The organism is Verrucomicrobium sp. GAS474, from assembly GCF_900105685.1.
Classification (GTDB): domain Bacteria; phylum Verrucomicrobiota; class Verrucomicrobiia; order Methylacidiphilales; family GAS474; genus GAS474.
In genome coordinates this window covers 2,177,224-2,196,536 of the sequence record NZ_LT629781.1, presented here as the reverse complement: position 1 = coordinate 2,196,536, position 19,313 = coordinate 2,177,224, and the positions used below count along the sequence as shown (strand labels likewise).

Annotated in this window: 16 protein-coding genes, 1 tRNA gene and 1 pseudogene; 11 read left to right on the top strand and 7 right to left on the bottom strand. The window is 67.8% G+C overall.

Annotated features, from left to right (window positions below):
• Positions 1-9: 9 nt before the first annotated feature.
• A complete protein-coding gene (locus BLU04_RS09095; RefSeq protein ID WP_093284925.1) occupies positions 10-3,444 on the bottom strand; it encodes a transglutaminase family protein in 3,435 nt (1,144 codons plus the stop codon).
• An 82-nt stretch (positions 3,445-3,526) separates the two neighbouring features.
• On the opposite strand from BLU04_RS09095, the gene BLU04_RS09090 reads away from it, so the two are divergent.
• The 3 genes from BLU04_RS09090 (at position 3,527) to BLU04_RS09080 (ending at position 6,240) form a co-directional block, all read left to right on the top strand.
• Positions 3,527-3,611: transfer RNA gene (locus BLU04_RS09090), tRNA-Leu, on the top strand.
• Positions 3,612-3,756: 145 nt separating this feature from the next.
• Positions 3,757-3,999 carry a hypothetical protein gene (locus BLU04_RS09085; RefSeq protein WP_157895236.1) on the top strand — a complete coding sequence of 81 codons (243 nt, stop codon included), beginning with the start codon at positions 3,757-3,759 and terminating at the stop codon, positions 3,997-3,999.
• Positions 4,000-4,146: 147 nt separating this feature from the next.
• On the top strand, positions 4,147-6,240 hold the full coding sequence (locus tag BLU04_RS09080; RefSeq protein ID WP_162274665.1) for a hybrid sensor histidine kinase/response regulator: 2,094 nt from the start codon (positions 4,147-4,149) through the stop codon (positions 6,238-6,240).
• An 18-nt stretch (positions 6,241-6,258) separates the two neighbouring features.
• Here BLU04_RS09080 and BLU04_RS09075 read toward each other — a convergent pair whose 3' ends face one another.
• From BLU04_RS09075 to BLU04_RS09070, 3 genes are read right to left on the bottom strand one after another with little or no spacing between them, the layout of a single operon-like run.
• Positions 6,259-7,737, bottom strand: a complete 1,479-nt coding sequence (locus tag BLU04_RS09075; RefSeq protein ID WP_093284917.1) for a hypothetical protein — start codon at positions 7,735-7,737, stop codon at positions 6,259-6,261.
• Between the two features lie 31 nt (positions 7,738-7,768).
• Positions 7,769-7,906: a hypothetical protein gene (locus BLU04_RS16435; protein ID WP_157895235.1), complete on the bottom strand. Its 138-nt coding sequence runs from the start codon at positions 7,904-7,906 to the stop codon at positions 7,769-7,771.
• Between the two features lie 19 nt (positions 7,907-7,925).
• Positions 7,926-9,230, bottom strand: coding sequence for an MFS transporter (locus tag BLU04_RS09070; protein WP_157895234.1), 1,305 nt, complete (start codon positions 9,228-9,230; stop codon positions 7,926-7,928).
• A gap of 220 nt (positions 9,231-9,450) precedes the next feature.
• Between BLU04_RS09070 and msrB the strand changes: the two are divergent.
• From msrB to BLU04_RS09050, 4 genes and pseudogenes are all read left to right on the top strand, one after another.
• Positions 9,451-9,885: pseudogene (gene msrB, locus BLU04_RS09065) on the top strand (peptide-methionine (R)-S-oxide reductase MsrB); the annotation flags it as partial.
• Positions 9,886-9,895: 10 nt separating this feature from the next.
• Positions 9,896-10,435, top strand: coding sequence for a peptide-methionine (S)-S-oxide reductase MsrA (gene msrA / locus BLU04_RS09060; RefSeq protein ID WP_093284911.1), 540 nt, complete (start codon positions 9,896-9,898; stop codon positions 10,433-10,435).
• Positions 10,436-10,517: 82 nt separating this feature from the next.
• A complete protein-coding gene (locus BLU04_RS09055; protein ID WP_157895233.1) occupies positions 10,518-11,054 on the top strand; it encodes a cyclic nucleotide-binding domain-containing protein in 537 nt (178 codons plus the stop codon).
• 51 nt (positions 11,055-11,105) lie between these two features.
• Positions 11,106-11,849, top strand: coding sequence for a L,D-transpeptidase family protein (locus BLU04_RS09050; RefSeq protein WP_093284905.1), 744 nt, complete (start codon positions 11,106-11,108; stop codon positions 11,847-11,849).
• A gap of 260 nt (positions 11,850-12,109) precedes the next feature.
• Here BLU04_RS09050 and BLU04_RS09045 read toward each other — a convergent pair whose 3' ends face one another.
• Together BLU04_RS09045 and BLU04_RS09040 are read right to left on the bottom strand one after the other, a co-directional pair.
• Positions 12,110-12,649, bottom strand: coding sequence for a hypothetical protein (locus tag BLU04_RS09045; RefSeq protein WP_093284903.1), 540 nt, complete (start codon positions 12,647-12,649; stop codon positions 12,110-12,112).
• Positions 12,650-12,665: 16 nt separating this feature from the next.
• The gene (locus BLU04_RS09040) at positions 12,666-14,042 is read right to left on the bottom strand and encodes an FAD-linked oxidase C-terminal domain-containing protein (RefSeq protein WP_093284900.1); all 1,377 of its coding nucleotides are present in this window, start codon (positions 14,040-14,042) and stop codon (positions 12,666-12,668) included.
• A 75-nt stretch (positions 14,043-14,117) separates the two neighbouring features.
• On the opposite strand from BLU04_RS09040, the gene BLU04_RS09035 reads away from it, so the two are divergent.
• The 3 genes from BLU04_RS09035 to BLU04_RS09025 are packed head-to-tail and all read left to right on the top strand — an operon-like array spanning position 14,118 to position 16,711.
• Positions 14,118-14,612 (top strand): peroxiredoxin, encoded by a 495-nt coding sequence (locus BLU04_RS09035; RefSeq protein WP_157895232.1) that lies wholly within the window; start codon positions 14,118-14,120, stop codon positions 14,610-14,612.
• 36 nt (positions 14,613-14,648) lie between these two features.
• On the top strand, positions 14,649-16,187 hold the full coding sequence (locus BLU04_RS09030) for a lipase maturation factor family protein (RefSeq protein WP_093284895.1): 1,539 nt from the start codon (positions 14,649-14,651) through the stop codon (positions 16,185-16,187).
• A complete protein-coding gene (locus BLU04_RS09025) occupies positions 16,184-16,711 on the top strand; it encodes a phosphoribosyltransferase family protein (RefSeq protein ID WP_093284892.1) in 528 nt (175 codons plus the stop codon). The genes BLU04_RS09030 and BLU04_RS09025 overlap by 4 nt, the downstream gene beginning before the upstream one ends.
• 13 nt (positions 16,712-16,724) lie before the next feature.
• Here the strand turns inward: BLU04_RS09025 and lnt are convergent, their stop codons facing one another.
• Complete coding sequence (gene lnt / locus BLU04_RS09020; RefSeq protein WP_157895231.1) at positions 16,725-18,362, bottom strand: apolipoprotein N-acyltransferase; 1,638 nt, start codon at positions 18,360-18,362, stop codon at positions 16,725-16,727.
• Between the two features lie 81 nt (positions 18,363-18,443).
• Between lnt and BLU04_RS16430 the strand changes: the two genes are divergently transcribed.
• On the top strand, positions 18,444-19,301 hold the full coding sequence (locus tag BLU04_RS16430; protein ID WP_157895230.1) for an NAD-dependent epimerase/dehydratase family protein: 858 nt from the start codon (positions 18,444-18,446) through the stop codon (positions 19,299-19,301).
• Positions 19,302-19,313: the final 12 nt, after the last annotated feature.

The window sequence follows — 19,313 nt, the reverse complement described above, 5'->3', positions numbered from 1 at the left end:
TGCTTCTTTCTATGCTTTCACAAACCGTCGGAGATCGAGTGTCATCGGGAATTCCGGCGACACGTTGAGCGGGGGGGGATCGAACCGTCCGGGCGTGTGTCCGCCCTGGAAGAACCGGGAGAGACGGCGGCTTTCGGCCTCGTAGGAGTTGATCGGGAAGGTCGCATAGTTCCGCCCGCCCGGGTGGGCGACGTAGCAGGTGCAGCCGCCGACGGTCTTCCGGTTCCACGTATCGTAAAGGTCGATCACCAGCGGGCTGTGGACGCCGATCGTCGGATGGAGCGACTGGGGCGCGCCCCACGCGCGGTAGCGGACGCCCGCCACGTGCTCGCCGACGGTCCCGGTCCCGGTCATCGGGATCGGAAGGCCGTTGCAGAGGACCTTGTAGCGGGAGCCGATCATCCCCTTCGCCTTCACCTGGACCCGCTCGAGGGTCGAGTCGACGTACCGGACCGTTCCGGCCACCGCCCCTTCCTCGCCGAGGACGTGCCACGGCTCGAGGGCGTTGCGGATCTCGATCTCGACCTCCCGGTAGTTCGTCTTCCCGATGAAGGGGAAGCGGAACTCCTGGTGGGGGGCGAACCATTCCGGCTTGAAACCGTATCCGGCCTCCTTCAGGTCGCCGACGACGTCGTTGAAATCCTGCTCGATGAAGTGGGGCAGGAGGTAGCGGTCGTGGAGCTCCGTCCCCCACGGGACGAGGGGCTGGCGGTAGGGCCGCTCCCAGAACTCGGAGACGAGGGTGCGGAGGAGGAGCTGCTGCGTGAGGCTCATCCGGGCGTGGGGCGGCATCTCGAAGGCCCGCATCTCGAGGAGGCCCTGGCGGCCCGACGAGCCGTCGGGGGAGTAGAGCTTGTCGATGCAGAACTCCGACCGGTGGACGTTGCCGCTGACGTCGACGAGGAGGTTGCGGAAGACCCGGTCGACCAGCCACGGCGGGACGTAGCCCCGGTCGGGGATCTGGTTGAAGGCGATCTCGAGCTCGTAGAGGGCGTCGTTCCGGGCCTCGTCGATGCGCGGGCTCTGGCAGGTCGGCCCGATGAAGAGGCCGGAGAAGAGGTAGGAGAGCGACGGATGGTTGTGCCAGTAGTTGAGGAGGCTCCGCAGGACGTCGGGCCGCCGCAGGAAGGGGCTGTCGCTCGGAGTCGCGCCGCCGAGGACGATGTGGTTCCCGCCGCCGGTGCCGGTGTGGCGGCCGTCGACCATGAACTTCTCCGTCGCCAGGCGCGATTGGTGGGCGTCCTCGTAGAGGCCCTCGGTGATCTCGACCATCTCCTTCCACGAATGGGCGGGATGGGTGTTCACCTCGATGACGCCCGGATCGGGAGTCACCTTGATCACGTTGAGGCGGGGATCGCCGGGGGGCGGGTAGCCCTCGATCATCACCGGCATCTTCAGGTAATCGGCCGTCTCCTCGATCGCCGAGACGAGTTCGAGGTAATCCTCGAGGGTCTCGGTCGGCGGCATGAAGACATTGAGCTTCCCGTTCCGGGGCTCGATCGAAAGGGCGGTGCGGACGACCCACGGGGCCGACTGGCCGCGCCCGGGGGCGACGTTCGGGTCGAGGTTCGGCCAGTAGCGGAGCGCCTTCTGGTATTCCTCGGCGCGGCGGCGGTCCCTCGGGCGGTAGCCCTCGCCGGGCGCGCCCTGCGGGTTGAAGCCCCGGCCTCCGGGATTCTGGCTGAAGAAGCGGACATACTCCTCGGTGAGGCCGCCCGCGCCGCCGAAGAGTTCCCTGCGGCGCTCCGGGCGCTTCGGCAGCTCGGGCCGCTGGGCCGTCGGATCGGGCTGGTAGGTCCACGGATACTCGCTCGCCTTCACCCAGGGGAGCGAGTCGATGGGGAGGCGGAAGCCGACCGGCGAATCGCCGGGGGCGAGGAAGAGCGTCTCGGGACGGAGGAACCACGAGCCCGACATCCAGCCGGAGCCGTCCTTGCGGATCGGGAGGACGTGGCCGACGACCTTGTCGAGGCCCTGCTCGAAGATCCGCGCGAGGCGCGCCCGCTCCATCTCGTCCTTCAGCTCGGAGTCGTGCGGGTCGACGTTCGTCGGGAGCCGCCGTTCCTTCCACAGGTAATACCAGGCGTCCTCGTAGGCCGGGAGGATCTTCCGGGAATCGACCTCCAGCCGGTGCGAGAGGGCCTCGATGAAGCGCATCGAGTCGACGTCGGTCGCGCCGTAATCCTTCCGCTCGTCGGCGACGAGGTCGAAGTTCTCCCAGATCGGCGTGCCGTCCCGGCGCCAGAAGCAGCCGAAGGCCCAGCGGGGGAGCTGCTCGCCCGGATACCATTTCCCCTGCCCGAAGTGGAGGAGGGCGCCGGGGGAAAAGCGTTTCTGGAGGCGGCGGAGCAGGTCGTAGGCGAGGCCCCGCTTCATCGGCCCCATCGCGTCGAAGTTCCATTCGCCGCCTTCCATGTCGTCGACCGAGACGAAGGTCGGCTCGCCGCCCATCGTCAGCCGGACGTCGGCCCGCTTCAGGTGGCGGTCGACCTCCTCGCCGAGGGCCGTGATCTCCGCCCACTGCTCGTCGGTGTAGGGCATCGTCACCCGGGGCGACTCGTGGACGCGGTGGATCGACATCTCGAAGTCGAACTCGACCTCGCACTTCTCGGTCGCGCCCGAGATCGGGGCGGCCGTCGAGGGCTCCGGCGAGCAGGCGAGCGGGATGTGTCCCTCGCCCGCCATGAGGCCGGAGGTCGGGTCGAGGCCGACCCAGCCCGCGCCGGGCAGGTAGACCTCGGTCCAGGCGTGGAGGTCGGTGAAGTCGACCTCGGTACCCGAGGGGCCGTCGAGGGCCTTCACGTCGGGCTTCAGCTGGATGAGGTAGCCGGAGACGAAGCGGGTCGCGAGGCCGAAGCGGCGGAGGATGTTGCAGAAGAGCCAGGCCGAGTCGCGGCACGAGCCGGAGCACTTCGTCAGCGTCTCCTCGGGCGTCTGCACGCCGGGCTCCAGGCGGATGAGGTAGGAGATGTCGCTCTGGAGCATCTGGTTCACCTCGACGAGGAAGTCGATCGTCCGCCGCTTCTTCGTCGAGATCCGCTTCACGTAGGCGTCGAACTTCTTCGACGCGCCCTCGGGGACCTCGCACTTGAGGTAGGAGGCGAGGTCGTGCTTCGTCCCCTCGTCGTAGGCGAAGGGGAATTCCTCCGCGTGGGGCTCGAGGAAGAAATCGAACGGATTGTAGACCGCCATCTCGGCGACCACCTCGACGAGGACCTCGAACTCCTTCGTCTTCTCCGGGATCACGACCCGGGCGAGGTAATTGCTGAACGCGTCCTGCTGCCAGTTCACGAAACGCTCCTCCGGCTTCAGGTGAAGGGAGTAGCTGACGATCGGCGTCCGGCAATGGGGCGCGGGGCGGAGTCGGATCACCTGCGCACCCATCGAAATCGGCTTGTCGTAGCGGTACGTTGTGCGGTGCCTCAGGAGAACGTGAATCGACATGGCTTGGCCCTTACCAATGGCCCAAAAAAAAGACGAGCCAAAAAATGGGGACTGTGGGAGCCTTGCCGCCCCCACATTGCGCGCCCGCGTGGTGAAATGGCAGACACACGAGACTTAAAATCTTTTGGAGGTAATTCTCCGTGCCGGTTCGAGTCCGGCCGCGGGCACTCTCCCCCTGGCGCAACGGCCAGCGCGGCAAGGGGTTAACGGCACCCCTCCCCGGCCGTCGCCGCTTCGACGGCAAAACCGGCAAAAACAAAAAAGAGAGCCCCCTCCCCTTTCGCCCCCGTCCTTTCGCCGTTATATTAAAGGATGAGCAATTCTACCTTGTCCCCCCTCGACGGCGGCGATCGCCCCGTCCAAAGCCTCCTTGCGACGCGATCCGGCCTCCTCGCGCGGATCGCCTTCCTCCTGGCCCTCGCCCTGATCGCCCTTCCCTTCCTCACCCTCGCCACGCCTGCCCGGGCCGACGAGATCGGCATCGGAATCGGGATCGGTTCCTCGCACCATCATCATCACCACCATCACCATCGGTATTACCACCACCATCGCTAACGGGTGATGCCCGCCGGGTCCCGAAGCTGAGTGGGATTACCTTCATTTTGAAGTTGGGCACGGCGCAGGAGCGGCCTATAACGGGGGGACGGAATGGTTTGCCATTCCCCCCCCCACATCCGGCCCTCCCGAAGAAAACCGCGTCCCGTGAATGGTCATCGTCCCGCCGCCGTTTCCATCCCGGCCCCAGCCCAAGCCCAGACCCAGGCTCATGAGATCGCCTCCCTCCACCAGGCGATCCTGAGTTCAGCCAGCCTTGCGATCATCTCGACCCGCCTCGACGGCGTCGTCACGACGTTCAACCAGACCGCCGAGCGGTGGCTCGGCCACAGCGCCGCCGAGGTCGTCGGCCTCCAGACCCCCGCGCTCTGGCACGACGGCGAGGAGGTCGCCGCCCGCGCCGGAACCCTCTCCGTCGAACTCGGACGGAAGATCGAGCCCGGCTTCGAGGCCTTCGTCGCCCGGCTCGGGGGCGGCAGGACCGACGAGCAGGAGTGGACCCTCGTCCGCAAGGACGGCAGCCGCTTCCCCGCCCGCCTCGCCGCCTCGGAACTGACCAATGCCGACGGCGTCGTCGTCGGCTACCTGGGCCTCCTCTCCGACCTCTCCCAGCAGAAGGAGATGGAGCGGGAACTCGAGAAGAACCGGACCCGCATCCGGAGCATCCTCAGCAATTCCCTCGACGGCGTCGTCTCCTTCGACGCCATCCGCGACGAGGCCGGGACGATCCGGGACTTCCTCTTCACGCTGATCAACCCGGCGGCCGAACGGATCTCCCGCATCACTGCCGCGGAGATCATCGGGAAGCGGCTCCTCGAGGTCTTCCCCACGATCGTCGCCGACGGCCTCTTCGCGAAATACGTGAGCATCGTCGAGACCGGGAAGCCGCTCGAGTTCGAGTACCTCTCGCGGCGGCACGAGTCGCCCCGTTGGTATCGCGTGGCGGGGACGAAGGTCAACGACGGGTTCTCGGTGAACTACATCGACATCACCGACCGGAAGCAGTTCGAGGCCGAGATCCTGAAGCTCAACGATGCCCTGGAGACCCGCGTCGAGCACCGGACCCGGGAGTTGAGCGAGAGCGAGCGGCGCGCCCGCTTCCTCGCCGAAACGATGCCCCAGATCATCTGGACGGCGCGCGGCGACGGCGTCCACGACTATCACAACCAGCGCTGGTACGCCTACACCGGCCTGACGGAGGAGGAGACCCGGAACGGCGGCTGGGAGAGGGTCCTCCATCCCGACGACCGCCCGGAAAGCCTGGAACGCTGGACCGCCGCCCTCCGGGACGGGACCGACTACGAGGCCGAGTACCGCTTCCGGCGCGCCTCCGACGGGGCCTACCGCTGGCACCTCGGCCGGGCCTTCCCCCTCCGCGACGACCGGGGCGAGATCGCCCTCTGGATCGGCACCTGCACCGACATCGACGACCTGAAGCGGGCCGACGAGAAGGTCCGCCAGGCGAACGAGGACCTCGAGCGGCGTGTCCTCGCCCGGACCGCCGAGCTGCACGAGAAGAACATCGACCTCGAAAGCGCGGCCAAGGCGAAGAACCGCTTCCTGACGACGATGTCCCATGAGCTCCGCACGCCGCTCAACTGCATCATCGGCTTCTCCGAGCTCCTCGTCGACGGCCGCCTCGGCGGGCTGAACAAGACGCAGAAGGAATACCTCGACGACATCCTGGCGAGCGGCAACCACCTCCTCCAGCTCATCAACGACGTCCTCGACCTCGCGAAGGTCGAGGCCGGGAAGATCGAGATCGTCCCCGACACGTTCCTCCTGCGGGACGCCGTGAGCCAGGTCTGCTCCGTCATCCATTCGATCGTCCTGAAGAACCAGCTCCGGTTCACCACCCTCATCGCGCCGGAGCTCGGCGCCGCGACGCTCGATTACAAGATGTTCAAGCAGGTCCTCTACAACCTCCTCTCGAACGCCGTCAAATTCACGAAGGAAAAGGGCTCCGTCACCCTCCGCATCGATCCCGCCGGAGCCGACCGCTTCACCGTCACCGTCGAGGACACCGGCATCGGCATCCGGGAGGAGAACCTGCCCCGGCTCTTCCGGGAGTTCGAGCAGCTCGACGACAGCCTCGCCCGCCAGCACCAGGGGACGGGGCTCGGCCTCGCCCTCACCCGGCGGCTGACCGAGGCCCACGGCGGCACCATCGCCGTCGCCAGCGAGTTCGGGAAGGGAAGCACCTTCACCGTCACCCTCCCCCTCGTCTTCCGCCCGGCCTGAGGAAGGCCGGGGCCGGGATCAGCGGATCAGGAAGAGCTCGCCCTCGTTCGCGATGCCGCGCGGGAAGCGGCGGCCGAAGAAGCGGAGCGGGCGGGGACGCCGATCGTTCTCCAGCCCCTCGGCGTAGGGAATCGTCCCGGCGCAGAGAATCCAGACCGTGTCCGCCTTGCGGGCCGCCTTCTCCTCCTGCGAGGCCTTCACCCACCGGCCATACGATTCCCGGTCATGGGAAAAATCGCGGAGTTCTGCCGGGAGCCGGTAATCGTAGACATAGCGGGCCGCATAGCCGTCGACCCAGACCAGGGCGGGCGCGAGGGCGTCGACCTCTTGTTTGATTTCCCGCGCGCGTCCCTTGTCGACGGCCGGGGAGGCGGCCCACGTCAGGAACTGCCAATAGGAGACCGGCAGCAGGACACAGACGGCCAACACCGCCGGGAGCGCCACCGCCAACAGCACCTTCCGCCCCCGGAGCCAGCCGACCGCGAGGAAGACCGGCAGCACGAGGGCCGAGGTCAGGTTGAGGAGCTGAAGCCCCGTCGAGGAAACGCTGAGCATCCGAAAGAGCATGACCGAGACCGCCGCCGCCGCCGCCGTCCCGAGCCACAACCGCTGCCGCTCGACCCCCTGTGTCCGCTGCCACACCCCGGCCCAGAAGACGGCCCCGACGCCATAGGAAAGGAGCGTGAGGAGGGCCATCCGGATGAAGAGGCCGAGCGAATGGGTCCAGTTATCGAAGTAAATCGTCCCGTACATCGAGACGCTGTAGAGCGCGTTCGCATGGGCGTAGGCGAGGAACTTCCTCAACTCGAACCCGACCGACCAGAGGAACAGGAGACCGAGCGCCGCGCCGATCGCCGCCAGCCGCGGGAGCATCTCCCGGCAGGCCGCCGGAATCCCCGCCGCCAACGCCCGCTCCCCGAAGCGGTAGAACAGGAACGGCCCCGCCCAGGCCGCGATCGAGGGAAGGGTGAAGACCGAGGCGACGACGAGGGCCGTCCCCCACCCCTTCCGCCACCGGCCCTCCCCCGCCTCCAGCGCGGCCCCGACGGCGAACATCGCCATCCCGCAAAGATCGGGCCGCAATCCCTTCGAGGCGAAGCAGACGACGATGAACGCCGTCATCAACACCTCGACCCACCACGCCAGCCGCCAGCGCCGGACGAAGAACCCGATGGCGAGGGTGAGCGCCATGCCGCAGAGGGCGTAGAAGAAGAGCATGCTGGGGCTCGAGACGCCGAAGACCTTCAGCCACCCGCCGAGGAGGTAGGCGTAGAAGGGCGGATAGGTCGCGCGCCCCTCGGTATGCTCGACATAATAGGGCCCCCACGGGTCCATCGGCCCGTGGCCGTTGGCGACCTCGATCGCCGGGCCCGCGTAGCAGATATCGTCGACGTTCGGAGGGGGATAGCCCGCCCCGGCCAGCGCGAACCAGCCGAGCGCCAGCAGCGCCGTGACCACGGCGGAGGGCCGCTTCCAGAAAGAGAGGGCGGGGCGCATGGGGGAAGCGAGAATGGGGCGTCCGCTTCCGCTATTTCTTCCAGGGAATCGTCTTCAGGTTCGGCTTGAACGTCCGCTGCGCGTTCTGCCGCTCCAGCCGCTTCCGCTCGGCGAGCTCCTGCGGGGTCAATTCCTTCAGGGGCTTCAGCGGCTTTTTGGGGACCTTCATGCCGGGGAATGTACCCCACTCAGGCCGACTTGGGAAGCTCGGCCACCTTCACCTCGTGGAGCGGCCCCAGCTTGCGGAGGCCGGGGGAGAACCGCATCACCGCCGTCACCGTCGCCAGCGTCCCGATCCCGCCGAGGACGATTGCCGGGACGGTGCCGAAGAGCCGCGCCGTGAGGCCCGACTCGAAGGACCCCAGCTCGTTCGAGCAGCCGATGAAGAGGAAATTGATCGAGGTGATCCGGCCCCGCATCTCGTTCGGGGCGAGGTACTGGATCAGCGTCTGGCGGATCACGACGTTGAGGTTGTCGAAGACGCCGGTGAGGACGAGCATCGCGAACGAGAGCCAGAACGAGGTCGAGAGGCCGAAGACGATCACCGCCAGCCCGAAGCCGACGAAGGCGAGGAAGAGGACCCGCCCCGCCCGCTTCCACGGCGGCAGGTAGGCCGTGACGACGGCCATCGCCATCGCGCCGACGGAGGGGGCCGCCCGGAGCCAGCCGAAGCCCTGCGGCCCGGCGTGGAGGATATCCTTCGCCACCACGGGGAGGAGCGCCGTCACCCCGCCGAAGAGGACGGCGAAGAGATCGAGGCTGGCGGCGGCGAAGAGGAGCCGGTTCCGCACCATGAAATGGAGCCCGCCGACGATGTCGCGCCACTCGGTCGCCTTCGCCGGGGCCTCCTTCGCCTCGGCCAGCGCCGTCTCGACCCCGTGATACCGGAGGGAGCCGAAGAGGGCCATGCAGACCAGCGAGCAGGTCGTGGCGATGAAGAAGACCGGCGTCGCCGAGCCCCCCAGCGCGATGACCAACCCCGCCGCGGCGGGGCCGACGAGGCCGCTGAGCTCGAAGAGGGAACTGTTCCACGTCGTCGCATTCCCCAGCGCCTCGCGCGGGAGGACCATCGGGAGGAGCGCCCCCATCGCGGGCATCGTGAAGACCCGCCCCACCGCGAGGAAGAAGAGGAAGACGTAGATCCACCCCGGCGGCCCGTGGAAGAGCGAGAGGAGCCCCATCCCGAGCGAGCAGGTCAGGAAGATCGCCTGCCCGCAGAGGATGATCGCGCGGCGGTCGAACCGGTCGGCCAGATGCCCCGCCGGGAGGACGAAGACGAAGATCGGGACGATCTGGACGATCCCGACGTAGGCGAGCGCCATCGTCGTCCCGAACCGCTCATACAGGAGCCACCCGACCGCCGCCGTCTGCATCTGGCTGCCGAGGAGGAAGAGGAGGCGGCCGCCGAGGAAAAAGCGGTAGGCCCCGTGCCGGAACGCCGCATAGGGATCGCGGGCGGCCCGGCCCGGGTCCGGCGAGGACGAAGAAGACATCCCCCAAAGGAACCCCCTTCCGCCCCGGGGCGCAAGACCGGCCTCCCTCCCACTCTGAGGGAAATATTCCGGGGAATATTTTCCCGCCCGGCGCATCCCACATTCGATGCGCTTTTTTGTCCGGACGGGAGGGATCGTCCTGTGCGCCCTCGGCGTGTGGGGATTTTTCATTTGCGCGGGCCTCATTCCGCCGCACAGTACAGGCATGGCCGACGCCCCCCGCCCCGACGACTCCGACCTCCGCAAGCGGCTCACGCCGGAGCAATACCACGTCACCCAGGAATCGGGGACCGAGCCCCCCTTCCGCAACGCCTACTGGGACAACCACGAGGCCGGACTCTACGTCGACATCGTCACCGGGAAGCCCCTCTTCATCTCGTCCGACAAGTTCGACTCCGGCTGCGGCTGGCCCAGCTTCAGCAAGCCGATTTCCCCCGAGCTGGTGAGGGAAAAGAGCGACACCTCCTTCGGCATGCGCCGGACCGAGGTCCGCTCCGCCGAGGGCGACTCCCACCTCGGCCACGTCTTCGACGACGGCCCCGGCCCGAGCCACCTCCGCTACTGCATCAACTCGGCCTCCCTCCGCTTCATCCCCCGGGCGAAGATGGCCGAGGAAGGCTTCGCCCAATACCTCCCCCTCCTTCCCGCCAAATAATCCCCGCCCCATGTCCACCCCCCTCCAAACCGCCACCCTCGGCATGGGCTGCTTCTGGTGCACCGAGGCCTTCTACCGCCGCTTCGCCGGGGTGAAGGACGCCCTCTGCGGCTACGCCGGAGGCGCCCGGCCGAACCCGAGCTACGAGAGCGTCTGCACCGGGGCGAGCGGCCATGCCGAGGTCGCCCGGATCACCTTCGACCCCGTCGTCCTCACCTACGGGCAGATCCTCGACATCTTCTGGGAAGTCCACGACCCGACGACGCTGAACCGGCAGGGTGCCGACGCCGGGACCCAATACCGCTCCGTCATCTTCTACGAGAACGAGGAACAGCACCGGATCGCCGAGGCCTCGAAGGCCGCCGCCGCCGCGCGCTTCGAGAGCCCCATCGTCACCGAGATCTCCCCCCTCCCCCCCTTCTATCCCGCCGAGGACGAGCATCAGGATTACTTCCGCAAGCATCCCCGCGCCCCCTACTGCTCCTACGTCATCAGTCCGAAGATCGAGAAGCTCCTCGCCCATCCGCCCGTCCCGCTCGCGAAGGTCTGAGTGAAAATCTAGGGGTTTTTACCCGGGTCGCGGGCACTCTTTTCGCTTGGTTCCCGTCTCCTTTGTGGCAACCTCTGTTTCCGTGAAGTCCCGGCCCCTCCTGATCCAGAAGCTCCGCAAGAGCGACCTGCTCCGTCATTTCCCCAAGGCTCGCGTCCGCACGTTCGAGAAGGGGGACAAGATCGTCATCGAGGGCCAGGTCGCCGACTCCTGCTACTTCGTCAACAAGGGGAAGGTCAACATCCACAAGAAGGGCCGCGCCGGGCAGGTCTTCGAGCTCGGCACCATTGTGGAAGGCCATTTCTTCGGCGAGATGGCGATGCTCTCCGGCGAGAAGCGGAGCGCCACCGGCACCGCCCTCACCCCCGTCGAGGCCGTCGAGATCACCCAGGCCGAGTTCGAGCTCGTCGCGGGCAAGGGCAACGCCCTCGCCGGGAAGATCGCCCTCCAGTTCGCCATCGACCTCGCCGACCGCTCCTCCCGCACCCTGAAGCTCCTGGCCAAGCAGAGCCGCCCCCCCGCCGGCACCCCCGCCCCGAAGGGGAAGGGCAAGGCGAGCGAGGAACCGGTCGACGTCCGGCAGGTGCTCCACAAGGTCTACGCCTACTGGGCGGTCTGATCTGCGCTCTGTACGCCGCCCCCTGCGGTGTGCTAGGATAAGTCTCGATCTATGGGATATTTTCTCTCCGGGCTGATCCTTCTTCTCTCCTCCCTCCCGCTGGCGGCATCGACCCTCACCGACGGTTCCGAGCAGCTCGTCGTCGTCCTCTCCCCTTCCCAGGCCGCCTCCGACGGCACCCTCCGCCGGTTCGAGCGGGCCGGCAAGGGCCCGTGGCAGCCGGTCGGGGAGCCGGTCCCCGTCCTCCTCGGCAAAGGCGGGATGGCGTGGGGCCGCGGCCTCCACCCGGCACAACCGGGGGAGCAAAAGCGCGAGGGCGACGAAAAGACCCCCGCCGGGCTCTTCCGCCTCGGCATGGTCCTCGGCGATGCCCCGGAACCGCTCCCCGGCACCCGCTCCGACTACGTCCGCAAGACCGACCGGACCGCCTGGATCGGCCATTCCGACCTCCCCGACGGCGCGAAGTACAATCACCTCTACGTCCTCCCCGAGGGCGCAACGCCGCCGCCGTGGTGGGAAAAGGAAGTGATGAAGCCCGATACCCCCGCCCATTTCTGGATGGTCCTCATCGAGCATAATTATCCCGACTCCGTCCCCGACGCCGGAAGCGCCATCTTCTTCCACATCCAGCGGAGCCCCGTCCGCCGCTCGGCCGGTTGCACCGTCATGCCGAAGGAAGCGATCGAGGAGCTGATCCTGTGGCTCGACCCGAAGAAGAAGCCGCTCGTGGCCGAATTGCCGTTGCCCGAGTATCAGGCCAAGCACGAGGCGTGGGGGCTGCCGCCGCTGCGCTAGGGGAAAGGGCTCGCGAAGAGAGCGGTGGGTGCTCCTTCGGGACCGGGTATAGACCCTGTACAGGTGGAGGCGATCCGCACGTGTTTTAAGACGCAAGAGGGGCTTTGCCCCTCCTGGACCTCCCCGTCAGATAGGCCTGAACTGTTCGGAGCGGCACCGCATTAGGCCGTCCGCTTCGGTTAGAGTACGTCCACTGATTCCCTTGTCCGCTTGGGAGGAACTATGCGTCCGAGTGCCGGCGGAACCAAAGTGGCTGTTCTTTACTGCTGGCCACCCTCGCCGAGGAATCCCCGACGGCGCATCTCCTCCATCTGCCACGGCGCGGAGGTGTGGATGAGGTCGATCATGAACTTGAGGAGGCAGACTTCCCAGCCGTCCTCGACCCCGGCGACGACGGCCGACATGGCGTCGTCCTTCGCCTTCACCTCGTCGCGGACCCGCCCGAGGACGGTCTCCAGCGGCTCGTGGACCTCGTAGGAACGGATCTCGTTCTTCCGAAACCGGAAGCCGTGCCGCAGGAAGGCGAAGCGGTGGGCGTTCTCGCTGATGAAGGCGGCGTAGGCCTCGGCCTTCTCGCCGAAGCCCTCGACGAGGAGCTTCGAGAAATGGTGGGGGGAAAGGATCTGCGGCTTCTCCGCCTCGATCCGCCCCTCGCGGACGTGGGAGAGGGCGACATTGTCCATCCCCTCGGTGACGAGGTAGTAATTCACCATCGTCGTCCCGAAGGTCTCGAGCCGCCGCTGCGGCGGCAGGACGAGGCGGGTATTCTCGACGGCGAATTGGAAGCTGTCCTCGTTCATCAGGGGGAGATCGAAACTAAACGAACTTCCCCGGGTTGAGAAGCCCCTTCGGATCGAGGCCCGCCTTGATCCGGCGATGGATCTCGCGCACCTCCTTCGAGGTCGCCTCCTTCCACCACGGCAGCTTCGCGAGGCCAATGCCGTGCTCCCCGGTGATCGCGCCGCCCCAGGCCAGGACCTGCTTGAAGAGGGCGTCGAGCCCCTTGTCGGCCTTCTTGTGGGCGTCCTTCACCTTGGGATCGAGCATGATGTTCACATGGATGTTCCCGTCCCCGGCGTGGCCGAAGCAGGCGACCTCCATCCCGGTCTGCTTCTTCAGCTTCGCGGCGAAGCGGAAGAGGTCGACGAGGTGGCTCCGGGGGACGACGATGTCCTCGTTGAGCTTCGTGAGGCCGCTCGCCTTCAGCGAGGCCGAATACTGGCGGCGCATCTCCCACAGCCGCTCGCACCCCGCCTCGTCCTCCGCCAGGATGAGGTGCTCCGCCCCGCACGCCTGAGCGACGGCGACGACCTCGGCCAATTCCCCGTGGAGGCCCGCAGCCCGCCCGTCGATCTCGACGAGGATCTGGGCCGCGCCCGGCGGCACCTTGTCGGCGCCGATGTGTTCCCGGGCCGACTTCAGCGTGAAGGTGTCGGCCATCTCCATCGCGGAGGGGAGGAAGCCCGCCGCGAAGATCCCCTGTACCGCCGCCGCCGCCGCCTCGGGCGTCGGAAACATCGCGCTGAAGCCCGCCTTCGATTGGGGATGGGGGATCAGCCGCAGCGTGATCTCCGTCACCACGCCGAGGGTCCCCTCGGCACCGACGAAGAGGCCGACGAGGTCGAAGCCGGTCTTGTTCTTCTGCGTCCGCCCGCCGATCCGGGCGACCGTGCCGTCGGCCAGCACCACCTCGAGTCCGAGGACGTAATTGCGCGTCACGCCGTACTTCAGGCAGCGCGGCCCGCCCGCGTTCGTACTGACGTTGCCGCCGAGGGACGACTCGGCCCGGCTCGCCGGATCGGGCGGGTAGAACCACCCCTTCTCCCGCACCGCTTCCTGGAGCTTCGCCGTGATCACGCCGGGCTGGACCCGCGCCACGCCGTCGCCCGTGTTCAACTCCAGCACCTTCGTCATCCGGGCCAGCGAGAGCGCAATGCCCCCCCTCTGCGGCACGCAGCCGCCGACGTAGCCGCGCCCGGCCCCGCGCGCCGTCACCGGCACGCCCCGCTTCGAGGCGAAGGCGAGGACCTTCGAGACCTCCGCCGTCGATTGGGCGAAGACGACCGCCTCGGGCAGCCGGGCCGCGAACCACGCGTCGCCCGCGTGGGCCTGCAGCGTCGCCGCGTCGAGGGCCACGCGTCCCTTGGGAAGGAGTTTCGCCAAATCGTTCGTCCACCGGGCCGGAATCTTCATTGCATTGAATCTAAGGCCGCTTCGGCCTGCCATCAAGCCTTGCCCTTTCCCGGCACCCTCTCCATCATCGCCCCCATGTCATTCTTCAAAGCCTTCGGCTTCCGCCGGAGCCAGAACGCCCTTCAGGTGGGCTCCAAAGTCCCCCCTCTTTCGGCCCTCGACCAGGAAGGCAACAAGGTCGACCTCGCGGAGCAGACCCAGAGCGGCCTCACCTACCTCTATTTCTTCCCGAAGGCGGGAACCCCCGGCTGCACCCTCCAGGCCTGCGACCTCCGCGACAGCCACGCCCGCCTCGTCCAGGCCGGTATCCGGGTCATCGGCGTCAGCAAGGACAAGGTCGAGGCGCAGAAGGGGTTCCACACCGCGAAGAAGCTCCCCTACCTCCTCCTCTCCGATCCCGAGGGGAAGATCATCCGGGCCTTCGGCGTCGAGATCGTCTTCGGCTTCTCCCTCCGCCAGAGCTTCCTCATCCGGGACGGCATGATCGTCTGGCGGGACCTCCACTCCCGCGTCAGCCACCAGGCCGACGAACTCCTCCGGGTTCTCCCGAACCTGCCGAACCCGAAATAGGATCGGCCCCTCCATCCGGATCACGAGAAACCGTCCGTGCGCGTCGAAGTTCCCTCCATCGAGTCAAGCCCGCGCATCGGCGTCTGGATCTTCCTCCGGGGGATGGCCCTCGTCTACTTCGCCGCCTTCGCCTCGCTGATCCCGCAGATCGCCGGCCTCGTCGGCCCGCAGGGGATTCTCCCGGCGGGGGAATACCTCTCCCTCCTCGCCGGCTCCCTCGGCACGGGGCTGAACACCTTCCTCGCCGCCCCCTCGCTCTTCTGGATCGGGGCGGGGAACGGCGCCCTCCTCGCCGCCCTCGGGGTCGGGACGGGGCTCAGCCTCCTCCTCTTCCTCGACATCGCCCCCGGCCCCTGCCTCGCCCTCCTGTGGGCGCTCTACCTCTCCGTCGTCTCCGTCGGGCAGGATTTCTTCAACTTCCAATGGGATTCCCTCCTGCTGGAGACGGGGCTCCTCTCCCTCTTCCTTGCCCCGTGGCGGCTGGTTCCCCGCCTCTTCACCCTGCCGGAGCTCCCCTCCCGCTTCCCCCTCCTCCTGCTCCGCTGGCTCCTCTTCCGATTCCTCCTCCTGAACGGCCTCGCGAAGTTCGCCGGACCCGATCCCGCCTGGCACGCCCCGGCCTTCGACGCGGTCTCCTGGCACTGGGCCACGCAGCCCCTCCCCTCCCCCCTCGCCTGGCACCTGGCCCACGCGCCGATGTGGGTGAACTACCTCGCCTTCACCCTCGTCATCGTCGTCGAGCTCGTCCTCCCCTGCTTCATCTTCGGCGGGAACCGGCTCCGCCGGATCGCCTTCTGCGGCATCGCCCTTCTCCAGCTCCTCCTGATCCTCACCGGGAACTTCGCCTTCCTCAACGGCCTCACCCTCACCCTCGCCGCGCTCCTCCTCGACGACCGCTGCTTCCTCCCCCTCTCCGGCCTCTTCCCCGGCTTCCGGGAGGGGAACCTCCTCCGGCCCGTCCGCCTCGTCGCCCCCTCGGAGGGCCGCCGCCTCGTCACCTACGCCGTCGGCGGCTTCCTCCTCTTCTGGAGCGTCGTCGTCACTCTCGGCCAGATCAGCGGCGTCGAGATCTCGACCGTCCCCGTCCTCCGCGTCGCCGACACGTGGCTCACTCCCTGGCGGGTCGCGAACAACTATGGCCTCTTCTCCGTGATGACGAAGAGCCGCACCGAGATCGAGATCGAGGGAAGCCTCGACGGCACCCACTGGCGGCCCTACCGCTTCCGCTACAAGCCCGATCTCACCGACCGTGCCAAGCCCGGCTGGATCGCCCCCTTCCAGCCCCGCCTCGACTGGCAGATGTGGTTCGCCGCCCTCAGCACCGGGGACCGGACGCCGTGGTTCTCAAACCTCCTCGCCCGCCTCCTCCAGGGCTCCCCCGACGTCGTCCACCTCTTCTCCTCCTCCCCCTACGGGACGACCCCGCCCCGCTACATCCGCGCCCTCTCCTACGATTACCGCTTCACCACCCCGGCGGAACGGAAAGCCCTCCACGGCGCGATCTGGAAGAAATCGTCCCCCGCCTCCTACTTCCCCGCGACGACGCTCAACGCGCCCCCTTCCGGCAGCCCATGAAAAAGCCCTCTCCCCTCGGCAAGACCCTCCTCTCTTCCGCCGTCCTGCAAAAGCGGGTCGCCGCGCTCGCCGACGCGATCACCTCCCACTACCGGGGCAAGCCGCTCGTCATCGTCGCCCTCCTCAACGGGAGCCTCTTCTTCCTCGTCGACCTCCTGCGGCGGCTCCCGCCGGAGACCGGCGTCGAGTGCTGGCGCGTCTCCAGCTACGAGGGGACCGCGTCGAAGGGGAAACTCCACGGCCTCGACCAGTGCAAGGGCGATTTCCGGAGGAAGCAGGTCCTCCTCCTCGACGACATCCTCGACACCGGCCTGACGCTCCACGCCGTCTCCGCCCACCTGCGGAAACTCGGCGCGGAGCAGATCGAGATCTGCGTCCTGCTGAACAAGAAACGGAAGCGGACCGTCGCCATCCGTCCGAAGTGGAGCGGGTTCGGGATCGGGAACGAATTCGTCGTCGGCTACGGCCTCGATTACAACGGGCAATATCGCAGCCTGAAGTCGATCCGCCTCTTCAAGCCATAAACCAAGATCGTCCCTAAAGCCGGATCACCCGTCCCCGGCGCAGTCGCGCCGCAGCCAATCGAAGGGCGATCAGCGCGAGGGAGAGGCCGACGATCCAATCGCCGTACCGGACGTAGGGCGTCACCCCGCCGGGACGCCACGCCAGCTCCCCCGCCAGGACGCCCGCGCCGTTCCCCGCGAAGGTCGCGGCGACCCGGCCCGTCTGCTCGACCGCCGCCGTCACGCCGTTGTTCCCGCACCGGAGCAGGGGCCGGTCGAGCTCGACGGCGCGGAAGACGGCGTTGGCGAAGTGCATCGCGCTGCCGGGCGAGGTGCGGAACCAGCCGTCGTTCGTGATGTTGACCAGCACGTCGAGATCGGGATGGAGCCGCGCGACGTGCCGCCCGTAGAGCGGAAGCGAATCCTCGAAGCAGATCAGCGGGGCCAGCTTGATCGGTTCCTCGCCCGCCTCCCGCTTCCGCATCGTCACAAGCCCCGAATCCCTCCCCGGGGAGAAATCGAGGACGAAGGGAACCAGCCGACGCATGAACGGGAGCCGGTCGGCCCACGGCGCATATTCGCCGAAGGGGACGAGATGGTTCTTCCAATAAACCTGCGGGGCCTCCCCGTCGGGACGGGCGGGGGAGAAGAGCATCGCCGCGTTGTAAAGGAGGTCGTCATGGTAGTCGAGGGAGCCGATGAGGAGGGTGAACGGCATCCACGAGACGAGCCCGTCGAGGCCGCGCCGGTAGGAGGGATTGAGCCGCGCCGAGACCCCGACGGGAGCCTCCGGCCAGAGGACGAGATCGGGCTTGAAGAGGGCGGCCTGCTCGGTGAGATCGAGCTGGCGTCGGATCGCCTTTTCCGGGGGGAAGGGATCGTCCTCCGATTGCGGGATGTCGGGCTGGATCGCGGCGAACCGGAGCGTTCGCCGTTCTCCGCCTTCCCGGCCCGCATGGAGGAGGTGGCTCATCCCGGCCGAGAACAGGACCGCCACCGCCAGCATCGCGACGCCGAAGTCCCAATGGGGCCGGACCTTCTGCCGCCCCCGCGCCTCGCGGACGAAGCGAAGCGCCGAGCGGACCCCGACCACGTTGACGAACACGACGAGCCACGTCAGCAGCAGCACCCCGCCCCACCGCGCCCCCTGCATCAGCGGCAGATTGCGATGGAGCGCCACCCCCAGGTCGTTCCAGCCGAAGCCGGTGAAGAGCCACCCCCGCAGCCACTCCCCCACCGTCCAGACCGAAGCCAGCTCCGCCGCCACCGCGAGGTTCCCCGCCGAGGTCAGCTCGCCCCCCTCGGCCTCCCACCGCCACCGCGCCCAGACCAGCCACAGCGCCGGATAGAGCGCCATGTAGGCGACGAGGAGGAACGTCCCCGCCGCCGTCACCAGGCCGATCCACCAGAGCGTCCCGGCGAAAAAAAGGAACCCCATCGCATAGCCCGCCGTCCAGAGGCGGCGATCGCTCCAGACCGCCCCGGCTTCCCGCCCCGCCTTGTCCCGGCCCGAGTCAAAATGGACCCCCAGCAACACCGGCCAGAGCGCCAGCCAGGCCAGCCACGTCTGGTCCCAGGGGGGGAACAGGGCGACCATCAGCAGGCCGCTCGCCGCCGCCGAGAGCAAAAGCGGCAGCAGGGGGGGGAGAAGGGGGAGAAAAGGAAAAATCACCGCCCCGATCATGCCCTCCGCCCCTGCCAGGGCAATTCCTCCTTTTCGCTTCGGCCCCATTCCTCCATGCTGGTCCCCGGAATGAAACGCGGCCCCGTCCTCCTCATCGGCTACGGCTACATCGGCCGGGAAGTCGGCGCAGCCCTGCTCCATCGGGGCCTCCACGTCACCGCGTGGTCGAAGAGCGGCGATTTCGGGAACGGTCCCGAGCTGGCAAATCCCCATCTTTCCACCCATTCCGGCGACATCGCCGATCCCATCTCCTGGTGGGGCCTCCCCTCGAACTTCGCCACCGTCATCCACGTCGCCTCGTCGAACCGCGGCGGCGCCGACGCCTACCGCGCCGTCTTCGTCGAGGGCGTCCGCCAGATCGCCGGACGGCTCCCCCACGCCCGCCTCTGCCTCGTCTCGTCGACCTCGGTCTACGCCCAGAGCGGCGGCGAGGTCGTGACGGAGGAATCCCCCGCCCAGCCGACCACCGAGACCGGCCTCCTCCTCCGCGCCGCCGAGGACGAGGCCCTCGCCCGGTTCGGCGAAAAGGCCCTCGTCTTCCGCTCCGCCGGGATCTACGGCCCGGGGCGGGGCGTCCTCTTCCGCCGGTTCCTCGACGGGGAGGCCGTGATCGAGGGCGACGGCCTCCGCTGGATGAACCAGATCCACCGGGACGACCTCGTCAACGCGCTCCTCCACGGCCTCGATACCTCCCTCCACGGCCTCTTCAACGCCGCCGACGACCAGCCCGCCACCCACCTCGATTTCTACCGCTGGCTCGCCGAGCGGACCGGAAAGCCCCTGCCCCCCTTCGGCCCGGTGAACGTTGAAAGGAAGCGAGGCCTGACCGACAAACGGGTCTCCAACGCCCGTCTCCGCGCCACCGGCTGGACTCCCGCCTACCGGAGCTTCCGCGAAGGACTCGACGCCGAATTGAAGACCCTCTAAAAAGAAACCCTC

Excerpts from the sequence above, each read along its gene's own strand:
- BLU04_RS09040 (WP_093284900.1), bottom strand. The coding sequence starts at position 14,042 with ATGAAGATTCCGGCCCGGTGGACGAACGATTTGGCGAAACTCCTTCCC.
- BLU04_RS09095 (WP_093284925.1), bottom strand. The coding sequence starts at position 3,444 with ATGTCGATTCACGTTCTCCTGAGGCACCGCACAACGTACCGCTACGAC.
- BLU04_RS09025 (WP_093284892.1), top strand. The coding sequence starts at position 16,184 with ATGAAAAAGCCCTCTCCCCTCGGCAAGACCCTCCTCTCTTCCGCCGTC.
- BLU04_RS09070 (WP_157895234.1), bottom strand. The coding sequence starts at position 9,230 with ATGTCTTCTTCGTCCTCGCCGGACCCGGGCCGGGCCGCCCGCGATCCC.
- BLU04_RS09035 (WP_157895232.1), top strand. The coding sequence starts at position 14,118 with ATGTCATTCTTCAAAGCCTTCGGCTTCCGCCGGAGCCAGAACGCCCTT.
- BLU04_RS16430 (WP_157895230.1), top strand. The coding sequence starts at position 18,444 with ATGAAACGCGGCCCCGTCCTCCTCATCGGCTACGGCTACATCGGCCGG.
- BLU04_RS16435 (WP_157895235.1), bottom strand. The coding sequence starts at position 7,906 with ATGAAGGTCCCCAAAAAGCCGCTGAAGCCCCTGAAGGAATTGACCCCG.
- BLU04_RS09045 (WP_093284903.1), bottom strand. The coding sequence starts at position 12,649 with ATGAACGAGGACAGCTTCCAATTCGCCGTCGAGAATACCCGCCTCGTC.
- BLU04_RS09075 (WP_093284917.1), bottom strand. The coding sequence starts at position 7,737 with ATGCGCCCCGCCCTCTCTTTCTGGAAGCGGCCCTCCGCCGTGGTCACG.
- BLU04_RS09085 (WP_157895236.1), top strand. The coding sequence starts at position 3,757 with ATGAGCAATTCTACCTTGTCCCCCCTCGACGGCGGCGATCGCCCCGTC.
- BLU04_RS09050 (WP_093284905.1), top strand. The coding sequence starts at position 11,106 with ATGGGATATTTTCTCTCCGGGCTGATCCTTCTTCTCTCCTCCCTCCCG.
- msrA (WP_093284911.1), top strand. The coding sequence starts at position 9,896 with ATGTCCACCCCCCTCCAAACCGCCACCCTCGGCATGGGCTGCTTCTGG.